At 35.0% G+C, this 13,382-nt stretch carries 14 protein-coding genes; 7 read left to right on the top strand and 7 right to left on the bottom strand.

Annotation, left to right across the window (positions count from 1 at the left end; translation table 11 throughout):
• Positions 1-79: 79 nt before the first annotated feature.
• On the bottom strand, positions 80-1,507 hold the full coding sequence (locus GQ46_RS06700; protein ID WP_044399569.1) for a fasciclin domain-containing protein: 1,428 nt from the start codon (positions 1,505-1,507) through the stop codon (positions 80-82).
• Between the two features lie 237 nt (positions 1,508-1,744).
• On the opposite strand from GQ46_RS06700, the gene mnmA reads away from it, so the two are divergent.
• From mnmA to GQ46_RS06670, 6 genes are all read left to right on the top strand, one after another.
• Positions 1,745-2,935, top strand: coding sequence for a tRNA 2-thiouridine(34) synthase MnmA (gene mnmA / locus GQ46_RS06695; protein WP_044399566.1), 1,191 nt, complete (start codon positions 1,745-1,747; stop codon positions 2,933-2,935).
• Between the two features lie 183 nt (positions 2,936-3,118).
• Positions 3,119-4,072: a nitronate monooxygenase family protein gene (locus GQ46_RS06690; protein WP_044399563.1), complete on the top strand. Its 954-nt coding sequence runs from the start codon at positions 3,119-3,121 to the stop codon at positions 4,070-4,072.
• A gap of 91 nt (positions 4,073-4,163) precedes the next feature.
• Positions 4,164-4,595: a hypothetical protein gene (locus GQ46_RS06685; protein WP_156133114.1), complete on the top strand. Its 432-nt coding sequence runs from the start codon at positions 4,164-4,166 to the stop codon at positions 4,593-4,595.
• A 107-nt stretch (positions 4,596-4,702) separates the two neighbouring features.
• Complete coding sequence (locus GQ46_RS06680) at positions 4,703-6,079, top strand: MATE family efflux transporter (RefSeq protein WP_044399557.1); 1,377 nt, start codon at positions 4,703-4,705, stop codon at positions 6,077-6,079.
• 100 nt (positions 6,080-6,179) lie between these two features.
• Positions 6,180-6,407, top strand: a complete 228-nt coding sequence (locus tag GQ46_RS06675) for a hypothetical protein (protein ID WP_044399554.1) — start codon at positions 6,180-6,182, stop codon at positions 6,405-6,407.
• Positions 6,408-6,547: 140 nt separating this feature from the next.
• Positions 6,548-7,120, top strand: coding sequence for a phosphatase PAP2 family protein (locus GQ46_RS06670; protein WP_044399551.1), 573 nt, complete (start codon positions 6,548-6,550; stop codon positions 7,118-7,120).
• Here GQ46_RS06670 and GQ46_RS06665 read toward each other — a convergent pair whose 3' ends face one another.
• The 3 genes from GQ46_RS06665 to GQ46_RS06655 are packed head-to-tail and all read right to left on the bottom strand — an operon-like array spanning position 7,121 to position 10,084.
• Positions 7,121-8,755 (bottom strand): glycosyltransferase family 39 protein, encoded by a 1,635-nt coding sequence (locus GQ46_RS06665; RefSeq protein ID WP_044399548.1) that lies wholly within the window; start codon positions 8,753-8,755, stop codon positions 7,121-7,123.
• Positions 8,739-9,371 carry a lipid-A-disaccharide synthase N-terminal domain-containing protein gene (locus GQ46_RS06660; protein ID WP_044399545.1) on the bottom strand — a complete coding sequence of 211 codons (633 nt, stop codon included), beginning with the start codon at positions 9,369-9,371 and terminating at the stop codon, positions 8,739-8,741. The genes GQ46_RS06665 and GQ46_RS06660 overlap by 17 nt, the downstream gene beginning before the upstream one ends.
• Positions 9,368-10,084, bottom strand: coding sequence for a glycosyltransferase family 2 protein (locus tag GQ46_RS06655; RefSeq protein WP_044399543.1), 717 nt, complete (start codon positions 10,082-10,084; stop codon positions 9,368-9,370). Before GQ46_RS06655 ends, GQ46_RS06660 begins: the two co-directional genes overlap by 4 nt.
• Positions 10,085-10,182: 98 nt before the next feature.
• Between GQ46_RS06655 and GQ46_RS06650 the strand changes: the two genes are divergently transcribed.
• Positions 10,183-11,124, top strand: coding sequence for an NAD(P)-dependent oxidoreductase (locus GQ46_RS06650; protein WP_044399541.1), 942 nt, complete (start codon positions 10,183-10,185; stop codon positions 11,122-11,124).
• A 221-nt stretch (positions 11,125-11,345) separates the two neighbouring features.
• Here the strand turns inward: GQ46_RS06650 and GQ46_RS06645 are convergent, their stop codons facing one another.
• From GQ46_RS06645 to GQ46_RS06635, 3 genes are read right to left on the bottom strand one after another with little or no spacing between them, the layout of a single operon-like run.
• Complete coding sequence (locus GQ46_RS06645; protein ID WP_044399539.1) at positions 11,346-11,990, bottom strand: response regulator transcription factor; 645 nt, start codon at positions 11,988-11,990, stop codon at positions 11,346-11,348.
• Positions 11,991-12,743, bottom strand: a complete 753-nt coding sequence (locus GQ46_RS06640; protein WP_044399536.1) for a sensor histidine kinase — start codon at positions 12,741-12,743, stop codon at positions 11,991-11,993.
• Positions 12,716-13,378, bottom strand: a complete 663-nt coding sequence (locus GQ46_RS06635; protein WP_044399533.1) for a hypothetical protein — start codon at positions 13,376-13,378, stop codon at positions 12,716-12,718. The genes GQ46_RS06640 and GQ46_RS06635 overlap by 28 nt, the downstream gene beginning before the upstream one ends.
• Between the last annotated feature and the right edge of the window lie 4 nt (positions 13,379-13,382).

Raw genomic sequence — 13,382 nt, 5'->3', positions numbered from 1 at the left:
TTTTCAAAGCGTTTTTCTTGAAGTATAAAGTCTGTTTTGTTATTTTTCTATACGATATAAACTTTATAAGTTGTCTCTATTATTGCAATGGTAATAAAACCGTATCAATAGCATGAACAACGCCGTTTGTAGCTTGAATATCTACTAATGTCGTAATAATATTGCTCACTCTGTTATTTGGATCTGTTAAAGTAAATGCTGTTGCATCTGCAGTAATATCGCCACCCAGTGTTGTAACAGGACCACTCACTAACATTGAAGATTGAACGTTTGCTGATACAATATGGTACGTTAAAATACCATCTACTGTAGCTGGAGCAACATCTCCCAACTCAGTACTACCTGTAGGGTCTAATTCTAATAATAATGCAGCGAAAGCATCGTTTGTAGGTGCGAACACTGTAAATGGTCCAGCCGTTGCATCAGATACTGTTGTAATGTAAGGTACTGTTGGTGTTCCTGTATCTGCTAATTGTAAGGCAGCAACTAAACTTGATAACGCTGGGTTTGCAGTTGCAAAAGTCGCAATTGTTGGTAAGTCTACTACAGCATCTACAGCATGAACGATACCATTAGTCCCCACAATGTCAGCGATAGCAACAGTTGAAACACCATTAAAAGTGACGCCACTTGAGGTATTATAATAAATACTCATGTCATTTCCTCCTGCACCTGCAGCATTGGTATTAGCATACCCTTCACCAGCAGTTGTTAAAGTAGTAGAATCAACAAATCCATTCATGGTATGATTTAAAAGTAATTGTGTTAAATCAGCAGCAGGAACATCTACTAGAGGTGTGCCGTCTAAGAAAGTTGTAAAGGCTGCATTAACCGGAGCTAAAACGGTTAGTGGATCTGCAGCGGTTGCTCCTGTAAGAGCTGCCAAAACAGCAGTTTGATCAGCTCGGGTTACCGCAGCAACTAAACTTGTTAACTCTGGATTTGCAATAGCGTGGTCTACAATACTTGGTAGGGTAATCACTTTATCTACGATATGTACAATACCGTTAGATGCCGCTACATCTGCAGTGGTTACTGTCGCTAGGTCGTTAAATTTAACACCAGCTGTCGTATTGTAATAAATACTCAAATTTTGTCCTCCAGCACCATCTGCTAACGTACTGGTGTACCCAGAACCGGCGCTTATTAAGGCTGTAGACGTTACCGTTCCTGAGATAACGTGATTTAATAAAACTTGCGTTAACGTTGCATTATCAATATCTGCTAAACTATTCCATGCTGGATTACTGTCTAAAAATTCTTGAAACGCAGCATTTGTAGGTGCTAGTACAGTGTAAGGGCCTGTTCCGCTTAATGTTGTTGTTAAATTTGCTTGGATAACCGCTTCCACTAAAATGCTTAAATCTGCAGTAGCTTGTGCCGTCTCTACAATATTTAAAGTGGCAGGAGGCTGGTTAATTGGAGTCGCGCCATCATCATCATTACTACATGACCATAATACGAGGGTTGCTAATAATAGCATCGATAATTTCTTGATTGTTTTCATAGTTTTTGTTTTTGTTTGTTGTGAATAATTACTTTTTTGTTTAATGGATGATTAAATATGTTTGACCAAATTAGTAAAAGATTAAACAAAAACATTTAAAATTTTGTTAAACCTTTACGTGTATCCTTTCAACAAAATATACGTTCATTCTTATCAAACAGATTTTAAGATAGAAAATTATATTTACCTTATCTTTGCAGTCTGTTAAAAAGATGACCGATTTCTCGGAAAATAAATATGAAAAAAAGAGTAATTGTTGGACTTAGTGGAGGTGTAGATTCTAGTGTTGCTGCCTATTTGTTAAAGGAGCAAGGCTATGAGGTTATAGGTCTTTTTATGAAAAACTGGCACGATGATTCTGTGACCATATCAGACGAGTGTCCCTGGTTAGATGATAGTAATGACGCCATGTTGGTTGCCGAAAAATTAGGAATTCCATTTCAAACGGTTGATTTAAGCGAGCAATATAAATCCCGTATCGTGGATTATATGTTTAATGAATATGAAAAAGGAAGAACGCCGAATCCAGATATATTATGCAATAGAGAGATCAAGTTTGATGTTTTTATGAAAATCGCTTTAGATCTTGGCGCAGATTATGTTGCCACAGGGCATTATTGTAGAAAAGGAAGTATTAAAAAGGATGGTAAAGACGTTTTTCAATTGCTAGCTGGAAAAGACAATAATAAAGACCAGTCTTATTTTTTGTGTCAGTTATCACAAGAGCAATTAGCAAAAGCACTATTTCCTATAGGTGAATTACAAAAACCTGAAGTTCGTGAGATAGCGGCTAAAGCCGATTTAATAACTGCGGATAAAAAAGATTCTCAAGGACTTTGTTTTATAGGAAAAGTGAGACTACCAGATTTTCTTCAACAACAATTAAAACCTAAAGACGGCGTCATTGTTGAAATACCAAAAGACCATTTATATTATAAAACACGACAGGATGCGTTTAGTTCTAAGGCTGAAGAGCTTCAATATTTATCGCGAAAAGCAGATTATGCTTTAGAAGACGGCGAAGTTGTAGGTAAACACCAAGGCGCGCATTACTTCACAAAAGGACAACGCAAAGGGCTTTCTGTTGGAGGTAAAGTAGAGCCGCTTTTTGTTATTGACACAAATGTTCAAGACAATGTGATTTACACAGGACAAGGGAAACAGCATCCGGGCTTATATAAAAAAGCCCTGTTTGTATCTAATGACGAATTACATTGGGTAAGACCAGATTTGGCATTGAAAGTAGATGAGACTTTAGAGGTCTTAGCAAGAATTCGTTACCGCCAAGCCTTAGAAAAAGCAACCTTGTACAAAGTAGATTCTGGAATGTATGTAGAATTTGAAAATATGCAATCTGCCATTACAGAAGGACAATTTGTAGCTTGGTATTTGGAAGACGAATTAGTTGGTTCTGGTGTAATTTCTTAATACATTTATGTGCTCTTAATCTTCTTTTTCTAAAATAAAAAAGCTGGTATTTTGATTAATCACATTTCGGAAGCTATGAAAATATAGGGCAAAGTGATTTTTATATATTAAAGAAATCTGCTAAAATTAATTTACCAATAATTAAAGAGATTCCCGCCTTCGTGGGGATGACAACAAAGTTATATGCAAAACAAAATAACAACACTTTTTACTATAAAATATCCAATCATTCAAGCCGGTATGATTTGGAATAGTGGCTGGAAATTAGCATCTGCAGCAAGTAACTCAGGAATTTTAGGGCTAATAGGTGCTGGAAGCATGTATCCGGAAGTGTTACGTGAGCACATTCAAAAATGCAAGAAAGCGACAGATAAGCCCTTTGGTGTTAATGTGCCCATGTTGTATCCCAATATTCAGGAAATTATGGATATCATCGTTGAAGAAGGCGTAAAGATTGTATTTACATCGGCGGGAAACCCTAAAACATGGACCACATGGTTACAAGATAAAGGCATTATTGTCGTGCATGTTGTGAGCAGTGTAAAGTTTGCCTTGAAAGCACAGGAAGCAGGTGTTGATGCTGTGGTTGCCGAAGGCTTTGAAGCTGGAGGACATAATGGTCGCGACGAAACCACGACGCTAACATTAATTCCTATGGTAAAAGAACAATTACAAATACCATTAATAGCGGCTGGAGGAATCGCCACAGGCAAGGCCATGTTAGCTTGTATGGTTTTAGGCGCCGATGGCGTTCAAGTAGGAAGTCGTTTTGTTGCTAGTGAAGAATCGTCTGCACACCAGGCCTTTAAACAAGTCGTGGTAGATTCAAAGGAAGGCGATACGCAATTAACTTTAAAAGAATTAGCGCCCGTTAGATTAGTGAAAAATAAATTCTATAACGACCTACAAGAATTGTACAAAACAGCAGCAACACCAGAACAACTCAAAGAATTTTTAGGTAGAGCCCGTGCAAAAAAAGGCATGTTTGAAGGTGATTTGGAAGATGGTGAGCTGGAAATCGGACAAATTGCAGGGTTAATACATGATATAAAACCAGTAGCAGCGATAGTGAAAGAAATGGTGGAGGAGTTTGAAACTGCAAGAAAAGAATTAAGTAAAATAGACCTAAATGTATAGAAACATAATAACTCTCACATTATTACTATGCAGTATATCAAAAAGTTTATGCCAAAATGATTTAAGGACTTATAAGATTCTTAATGATGATGTGAGTGTTCAAGTACCTGATAATTTGATAGAAATGTCTGAAGAGATGTTTCAATATAAATACGGAATGAACCAAAAACCTTCATTCGTGGTATCTAATGAAGATGGAACAGTCAATTTTATCGCTAATTTATCTAACATGTCTTTGGCGGAAAACAATCTTATTGAATATAGAACGAGACACCTAAGTAAGTTAATGAAATCAAGAAGCGATATTGAGGTTTCTGAGGTAGGAGAAAAGGATGTCAATGGGAAACAGATAGTCTACTTTAAATTTTTAACACAAGCGATTGATCAAAAGATTTTTAATTATTATTTTTTTACAGTTTATAAAGGGAAACTTTTAATGTTTACGTTTAACACTATTGAAGTATTAAAAGAGGAGTGGGAGAAAAAAGCGGATAACATACTCTTATCAATTAAAATAAAATAATCTCATGCTAGCGCTCGTCTTTGACCTGTGATTTTCAAAACAACAGCATTACCCCTTCCTGAAAACTTTTTTCTAAAACCAAACATTGAAACCACTACTTTTGCAAAATGGTTCTATCCAACTACACTAAAGAATTCAAATACAATTGGCAATTAGCAGCACCAGTAATGTTAGGCATGCTCGGTCACACCTTTGTAAGCTTTGTAGACAACATTATGGTCGGCCAATTAGGAACAGCACAATTGGCTGCAGTGTCTTTGGGTAACAGTTTTATGTTTATTGCGATGTCATTAGGCATTGGATTTAGTACAGCTATTACTCCCTTAGTGGCAGAAGCAGATGCGGCTCATAATTTTAAAGAAGGAAAATCTGCTTTTAAACATGGCTTGTTTTTATGTACTGTTTTAGGCGTTTTGCTATTCGTATTAGTCTTTTTTGCCAAGCCTTTGATGTATTTAATGAAGCAGCCTGTTGAGGTTGTAGAGTTGGCAATACCCTATTTAGATTTCGTGGCTTTATCTTTAATTCCTTTAATTGTTTTTCAAGGGTTTAAGCAGTTTAGCGATGGGCTGTCTATGACGCGATATCCTATGTATGCTACTATTTTAGCAAATGTGGTCAATGTAATTTTAAACTATTTATTAATCTTTGGAAAATTGGGTTTTCCAGAATTAGGTATCGTTGGAGCGGCGTATGGAACTTTGGTATCCCGTTTGATTATGCTTTGGTATTTGTGGTATTTGTTACAAGGCAAAGCGCAATCGAAGGCCTTTGTAACGAACATAAAATTCTTTGTTTTAGATAAATTAATGTTGCGCAAAATCATCAATTTGGGTGCGCCAAGTGCCATGCAAATGTTTTTTGAGGTGGCTATTTTTACGGCGGCAATATGGTTGAGTGGTTTACTTGGGAAAAATCCGCAAGCAGCAAATCAAATTGCGTTAAATTTAAGTTCTATGACCTTTATGGTGGCTATGGGGTTAAGTGTTGCTTCTATGATTCGTGTCGGGAATCAAAAAGGACTGAAACAGTATTTTGAATTGCGTCGCATCGCCTTTTCACTATTCCTGTTAGGAACCATTTTTGCAGTAGTTTTCGGATTAATATTCCTAGTTTTTCATGATTATTTACCACGCATTTATGTTGATTTTAATGACTTGGTTAATTTTAATGACAATATGGAAGTGGTAAGTATTGCTTCTCAATTGTTGTTAGCCGCTGCTGTTTTTCAAATAAGCGATAGCATTCAGGTTGTTGTTTTAGGCGCTTTACGAGGTTTACAAGATGTTAAGATTCCAACCATAATTACTTTTATTTCCTATTGGATGATAGGCTTTCCTATAAGTTGGTTTTTAGGAAAAGAAGCAGCTTATGGTAGTTTTGGTATTTGGTTAGGGCTATTAGCGGGATTAACCAGTGCTTCAATTTTATTATTTATTAGATTTAATTATCTCACTAAAAAATTAATTGTTCAGGAAAACTAAATGGCGTTAGTTTGATTTTTGCGATGTTTGGAAGAAGAACTATTGGATTTTGACTTCGCACAACCTGACAAAAAACCTATATTTGTAAAAAAAATAACGAATGACACTTCCAAAATTCATACTCGGTGACAACACTGATTTTCCTGATGCTATTTTTGTAATTCATACTGAATTTCCTATGTTTATTATAAATTTAGAGGATGACGAAGTAGAATGGTTAGAAGATTTTGATCAACACGATCAAAAGGAACTAGAGTTAGAAACTGAAAACTTAATTACAGAGGCTACTGCTTTTTATGACCGAGAAGTCTCTAGGTACGACGAATAATAGCGATAAAACTTTTATCCTGAAGGGTAAGGTTGGAGCCCCTGTTAGAAAGCGACTCATTAAAGTCTGATTTTTTGCACTCCTGAAAGGTTTCTATACTGGATAGGTATAATTGAAAAGTAAGACCCAAATAGTAATAAATGATAGAACAATTAATAGAATTAGATAAAGCGTTTTTTTTATTCCTGAATGGTTTAGGTAATGTGTATTGGGACGCCTTTTGGATGTTTTACACTGCAAAACTACACTGGATTCCATTGTATGCCGTTCTAGGTTACTTAATGTATAAACGCTTAAATACTAAAATGTTTGTTTTGACTTTAGTGGTTATTGTGCTTATGATATCGTTCACAGACCAGGTAACAAATTTATTTAAGCACGGTATTAGACGGTTGAGACCTTGCCATGATGCGAGCTTAATAGATAGTATGCGCTTGGTAAAGTCATGGTGTGGTGGGCAATTTGGTTATTTCTCGGGGCATGCAAGTAATTCTATGGCAGTGGCTATTTTTACAGGATTAATGCTTAGAGATAAATATAAATACCTGATCTTTATATTGATTTTTTGGGCGATTTGTATGGGGTATAGCCGTATCTATATAGGTGTTCACTTCCCGTTAGATGTATTTACAGGCTTTATTTTTGGAGGAATCTCTGGCTTTGCCTTTTACAAATTAGACACCTATTTACAATCCCGATTTGTATTAAAATAATTACTTTTTAGTCAGAATATAAAAGCTATTCAGCAAGCGTTCATTGTATTGTTTTGAACTTTTTGGTGCCTGATTTAGATTGTAGACGCCCATGTCTCTTATGTTGTATTTAGAGGTTATCATCTCTTTTTCTGTTGGACTCATGGCGTTAAAAAGGATTCCGAATTTGTTTTCTAAAGGAAATATGTAACCCGCATCATTTCTATTAATTTGAGGCAGCATGCCGCCGTATTGCCAGATACTTTCTGGAGCAACGTAATTAAGTGCGTACAACTTGAGACCACGTAAATCGTTTTCTTTTTTTAATTGAGCAATAGAGGTAAATTCTTCACTCCTAAACGCTTTTGACAAGGGTAAACCAAAAATATAAAGCGAAGCAAAAAAGAGTATGGTTAGTAGAAATACATTTTTAATTCGCTTTCGGTAAAGCTGAAATAGTATGGCGAGGCCAATGGTTATCACAACGATGGAAAACAATAAAAATGAAACCCAGTAGGCTTGCAATTCAGATTTAAAAATGTAGAATATAGCCAGTGGAGCAGCCAAGGCAATCGTGCCAATCAAGCCGAAATTAAAATAGACAGGCAGCGTTTCACGGCTATCTTTCATGTTTTTAAACTTCCTAAAGAGATAGTCAATATAAAAACCAATATTAAAAGCTAAGGGAATCAGCACTGGCATTAAGTAGCGTGACTTTTTTGTTGGAACTAAGGATAATAAAATCACAGCGATGATGGTCCATAAAAAGCTAAACTTATAGGCTTTAAAGTTATTTACGCGGCCCTTCATATAAGGATAGAGCAATGAAATAAATGCAGGAATGGTCCAGATACCACTTTGTACAAAGAAACTCCAATAATAATAAATAGGCCTGGTGTTATAACTTCCCCATTTACCTGCTTCATCATTAGTTATCGCTTCAAAAGCTACAGGATCTGCAAGTCTTACGTATAGAAACCACCAGCCACCAACAACTAAAGCTATTAAAACAATACTAATAAACGGCATTATTTTTTGTTTCATTTGTTTGTATTTAATAGCAAAACCATAAGCTATTAGAAAGGGCAATAATAAGGCATAAACAGCTATGGGACCTTTTGATAAGAGTGATAAACCTAGAAAAACACCCGCTAGAATTGTGTTTTTCCATGGGACAGTTTTAGCCTGAAGAAGCCTGTATAAATGGTAAATAGCAATCAGCATAAAACCATGAGTAAAAATATCCCAGGGCGCTTCAATAGTAATTAATGTGACATATAAAGAGGTGGTTAATATTAATGCATTAATCAAGCTTTGGGCGCTTCCTTTTAAAACACTTCTGGATAAAAAGAACATATAACTAGCCATAGCCATCACCATTAAAATGGCTGGCAAACGCATAGCAAAGACACTTTTTACCCCAAAAATAATAGCCGATACTGCCGAAAGCCAGGTGGGTAAAGGTGGTTTTTGATAGCGAGGCTCACCATTCATTGTGGTTAATAGCCAATGGTCATTAAGTACCATTTCGCGCGCACTAATAAAATTACGCGCTTCCATAATGGAGACTTGCAGGGTGTCTAAATTTGGCAATAGCATAACCGCTACAAATAGACAAATCGTGAGAACAGGGTAGTTTTTAAGCGTTTTTAGCATTTTCTTTTCTTAATAATACAAGATTTCTAATATAAATTGTGGCACCTAAAATGTGACCAACAAGTAATACAGGATCTTTTCTGTAGATAGCATAAGCTAAAATAAGCAAGGAACCAATTAAGCTTAACGCCCAAAACCCAAATGGTAAAGTAGAGTCTTTGTGCTTTTCAGAGTAGAGCCATTGATAAATAAAGCGCAATGTAAATACGGTTTGAGATATAATGCCTAACCCAAGCAGCCAAGAAGGAATATCTTCATTTTTAAACAATAAATTAACATCGATTGTATTGTTGTTAAAATAAAAGAGCGTCACAAAAAAGGGCATTAATAAAAGCATCCAGCGCATGCTTACGTGAAATTTTTCCCATTGCTTTTGTAATTGCAAGTTTCTAATGTAAATAAAATAGGTTAAACCTTGACCGAGCATTATCGCAAAATCATTTCGTAAATAACCGTATATAAAGAGTAGAAATGAGGCTATTAAACTCAAAGACCAGAATAAGGTAGGGGTAACCACACGTTTTTGTTTTTCGCTAGAAAGCCACTGTACAATTAATCGTGAAGAAAATAGTATTTGCGCCAGAAAGCCAACGCTATAGATTACCCAATCGCTCATGACTCTTTTTTAGCAACTTCATAATTAATGTATTTTTTCTTCATCCATAGGTAAGCGAAGCAGTCTGCTAAGGGGCCAATAAGTCGGTTCCAAACCCCAAATTTTGCTGTGCCTGCAAGACGTGGAAAATGCTGTACGGGGACCTGTTTTATTTTGCCTTTTTGCAACAAAATCATAGCAGGTAAAAAACGATGTAGGCCTTTAAACATAGGAATACGCTTTGCGTAATCTGTTTTGATAACTTTTAATGGGCAACCGGTATCATCCATGCCATCGTGGGTAAAACTACGACGAATACCATTGGCGATTTTTGAGGACATGTTTTTTACAAAACTATCCTTTCTATTGGCGCGAACACCAGTGACCAAATCATTTTCATGAATATGCTCTAAAAGTAAATTGAAATCTGAAGGCGCTGTTTGTAAATCACTATCAATATAACCCACAAGTTCGGTTTCTGTATAATCAAAGCCAGCCTTTATGGCAGCACTTAAACCGCGATTTTCTTTAAAAAGAAGATAGGAGAATTCTGGATTTCGAGCGCAAATAGCTTCAATGAATTCCTGACTTTTATCTTTAGAGCCATCGTTAACAAACAAAATTTTTGTTGGTTTTAAGGCTATTTTTATGTAAGCCAGCAATTCAGCTTCTACACGCAATAAATTATCCTCTTCATTATAAACAGGAACCACAATAGTAAACTCGTAACTCATAAATGCTCTACAGATTGACTGCAAATGTATTGTTTTTTTAATTATTGAAAATGAGTATCAAATAAAATATGTTTCTTTGTAAAACGATACAATAGGATATGAAGATATTAGTAACAGGAGCATCAGGTTTTATAGGTTCTCACACCTGTGAGCGATTAAAGCACTTAGGTCACGACGTTGTAGGTTTAGATAATTTTAATGATTATTATAGTCTGGCGTTAAAACAGTTAAACGAGAAGGCTCTGAATGATAAAGGAATAACAGTGATTAAACAGGATTTAAGAGCTGCTGCTTTAGCGGAAGTACTGCCAGATGATATTAACTATATCTTTCATTTTGCTGCGCAACCAGGTATTTCAGCGACTTCTACTTTTGAAGACTATTTTACCAATAATATTATTGGAACAAAATATCTCATTGATTATGCGCTAACCTTGAAAGATTTCAGACTATTCGTGAATATAGGAACCTCTTCCATCTACGGATTAGAGGCTACTTTCCCTGAAACAACAGCCCCAAAACCAGCCTCTCATTATGGTGTAACCAAATTGGCAGCAGAGCAATTGGTGCTTCAAAAAAGTAGAGAAAAACTATTTGATTCCTGCTCATTGCGGTTATACTCCGTGATTGGACCGCGAGAACGACCAGAAAAAATGTATACTAAATTAATAGCCTGTGCATATAATGACACAGCATTTCCGTTATATCAAGGCAGTGGCTCACATTTAAGAAGCTTTACCTATGTAGGCGATATTGTTGATGGTATTGTTAGCGTTATAGGAAATGAAAGCAAAGTGAATGGCGAAATCATTAACCTTGGTACAGAAGTGGAACACACGACGCAGGAAGGTATTGAAGCGGTTGAAAAAGTAATAGGAAAGGCTATTAAAATAGATCACGTAGCAGCCAGAGCTGGAGATCAATTGCGTACTAAAGCAAATATTGAAAAGGCTAAAGCCTTATTGAATTATAATCCGAAAACCACGTTATTAGAAGGTGTGAAAGCACAGGTGGAATGGTATAAGAAGCATTTTGTTTAGGGCTTTTTTTTGAGTTTAGCAATGGGCGAATGACGCTATTGTTGAAAGCTGGAGCAACTAGAACGCAAACATCATACTGTTTTAAAGTACAAAGCCTCACAGGTTTTAAAATCTGTGAGGCTTTTTTAATATTTTATTTTGACTCTTGGTAGCTTATCTCATAAGTACTAAGAAAAGAAAATGCTTGAATCGCCTGCAAGTGCAATCTAAAAGAAACGTTTTTATACCTTAAAAATCTTATGCTTTATAGCATAAACGACCAAGCCAATCCTGTTTTTTACCTCAAGCTTAGAGAATAAAGCATCACGATACCCATCAATAGTTTTTGGGCTTAAAAACATTTTATCAGCTATTTCTTTATACGTCAGTTCGGTGCATAACAGCTTTAAAAATTCTAACTCTCTTTCTTTTAATACGTTTTTAGAGCTTTTATATTCTTCACTTAATGTGTTTACCAAAATATTAGAGACGTCTTTGGTGTGGTAATAGCCTTGGCTAATGACTTCATTTAAAGCGGTTTCAAGGATGCTTTTTTCGACATCTTTTAATAGATACCCTTTAGCACCCGCGCGAAGCATTTTTATAATCGTGTCTTCCTCTTCCTCCACAGAAAGCGCGATGACTTTTACATTAGGATAATGTTCCTTTAAATATTGCGTGGTTTCAATGCCATTCATTATTGGCATATTAACATCCATGAGTACAATGTCAGGAATGTTTTCAGGCGTTTTCAATTTGGTTACTAACTCTTTTCCGTTTTTACAAAGATAGAGTACGTCAAAGTGCTCAAATGAGCTCACAAGTGCGCTAATTGCCTGTGAAAGCAGGATGTGGTCTTCTACTATAACAACACGATGTGCTTTCATTTAAACCTGGCTTTTAAGTGTGTAAGAAATATGTAATTGAGTTCCTTCATTTATAGTTGAATTTACGGTCACTTTAGCATGAACTAATTCGGCTCTTTTTTTAATATTCGTTAAGCCAATACCTGAGCTTTCTGGATTGTTTTTGTTGAAACCAGTACCATCGTCTTCTGCTAATATATTTAGCTGGTCACCGTCAAATTTTATAAATACTTTGAGGTGTGTTGCTTTTGCATGCTTAATGGTATTTGAAAAAAATTCTTGAAGCATTCTAAAAAAAACAACTTCTACTTCGTTATCAATAGTACGTTCTTCTCCTTCTATGTGTAAAGACGCTTTTAAATATTGCAGCCTGTTAAGACGTTCAACTTCTTGATTTATAGCTGTTGCTAGGCTGATATTTTTAAGTGCTTCAGGGTTTATGGCTTTAGAGAGTATTCTCAACTCTTTTAATCCTTTGTCTAAAGTTACCATAACATCTTTATTATCACTAGCATTTTGAAGCTGAATTTTGGCTAAGGTTAATAATTGACCAATATTATCGTGTAATTCCCAACTGATGTTTCTAAAGGTCTCTTCCCTAATTTCTATTTGTGTTTTTGCAATTTCTTGATCAAAATGTTTCTCGGCCTCATTTTGTTTTAATATGAGCTTGTTTTTATGTTTTTGAAAAACAATAAAAAGCACTATTAATATGGCACATAAAAACACTAATGTGAATACGGCTACTAATATTGCTTGTCCTTCTTGCTGCATATAAAACCTATGATAAAACAAATATTCATTACAATACTTAATATATATTCTGCTATCAATATATCTTTATAGTATGAGATGTCTTCCCAGTAATTTCTAATAATTCGTGTTGGGATTTTTCCAACGAAATATAGTAATAATCCAATGCTAATCCAAAACAATAAGTTTTTTGAAACATAAAGGACTTTAGTGGTATTCAAAATTTCTAAAAAATAAAAGGTAATACTAATGATAACAAAAACTGCACCTAGTATAAAAGGAACCGTTTGTATTTCTGTAAGATAATTTTGCCAGATTAAATTGAAGAAAAAAGAAAAAACGTATAAGATAATAAAAATAGAAATCCATTTTTTGTAAGCGCTACTCTTTATATATTTTTTGAATAAAATTAATAAAAAAGTAAAATTCACTAAATGATATAGGTTATATAATAAAGAGTTATTTCTTAAAATATAATTTTCATGTAAATAGCGACATAGAAATCCATTTATCGTTGTATACCATAAAATAAGTAAAAAGTATTTTAAAAAAGTATGTCTATACTTACTGTAATATATAGAGCCTAAAACAGCAGTAATAAGCTCTATATATTTAATTGATTTACCTATGGTTGAAAATGATATCTCTAATGTCATGTTC

The organism is Lacinutrix sp. Hel_I_90, from assembly GCF_000934685.1.
In the GTDB taxonomy this organism is placed as follows: domain Bacteria; phylum Bacteroidota; class Bacteroidia; order Flavobacteriales; family Flavobacteriaceae; genus Lacinutrix.
The sequence above is the reverse complement of the archived record's forward strand: the minus strand, read 5'-3'. Positions and strand labels throughout refer to the sequence as shown.

Coding starts and splice junctions, on each gene's coding strand:
- GQ46_RS06700 (WP_044399569.1), bottom strand. CDS start 1,507: ATGAAAACAATCAAGAAATTATCGATGCTATTATTAGCAACCCTCGTA.
- mnmA (WP_044399566.1), top strand. CDS start 1,745: ATGAAAAAAAGAGTAATTGTTGGACTTAGTGGAGGTGTAGATTCTAGT.
- GQ46_RS06690 (WP_044399563.1), top strand. CDS start 3,119: ATGCAAAACAAAATAACAACACTTTTTACTATAAAATATCCAATCATT.
- GQ46_RS06680 (WP_044399557.1), top strand. CDS start 4,703: ATGGTTCTATCCAACTACACTAAAGAATTCAAATACAATTGGCAATTA.
- GQ46_RS06675 (WP_044399554.1), top strand. CDS start 6,180: ATGACACTTCCAAAATTCATACTCGGTGACAACACTGATTTTCCTGAT.
- GQ46_RS06670 (WP_044399551.1), top strand. CDS start 6,548: ATGATAGAACAATTAATAGAATTAGATAAAGCGTTTTTTTTATTCCTG.
- GQ46_RS06665 (WP_044399548.1), bottom strand. CDS start 8,755: ATGCTAAAAACGCTTAAAAACTACCCTGTTCTCACGATTTGTCTATTT.
- GQ46_RS06660 (WP_044399545.1), bottom strand. CDS start 9,371: ATGAGCGATTGGGTAATCTATAGCGTTGGCTTTCTGGCGCAAATACTA.
- GQ46_RS06655 (WP_044399543.1), bottom strand. CDS start 10,084: ATGAGTTACGAGTTTACTATTGTGGTTCCTGTTTATAATGAAGAGGAT.
- GQ46_RS06650 (WP_044399541.1), top strand. CDS start 10,183: ATGAAGATATTAGTAACAGGAGCATCAGGTTTTATAGGTTCTCACACC.
- GQ46_RS06645 (WP_044399539.1), bottom strand. CDS start 11,990: ATGAAAGCACATCGTGTTGTTATAGTAGAAGACCACATCCTGCTTTCA.
- GQ46_RS06640 (WP_044399536.1), bottom strand. CDS start 12,743: ATGCAGCAAGAAGGACAAGCAATATTAGTAGCCGTATTCACATTAGTG.
- GQ46_RS06635 (WP_044399533.1), bottom strand. CDS start 13,378: ATGACATTAGAGATATCATTTTCAACCATAGGTAAATCAATTAAATAT.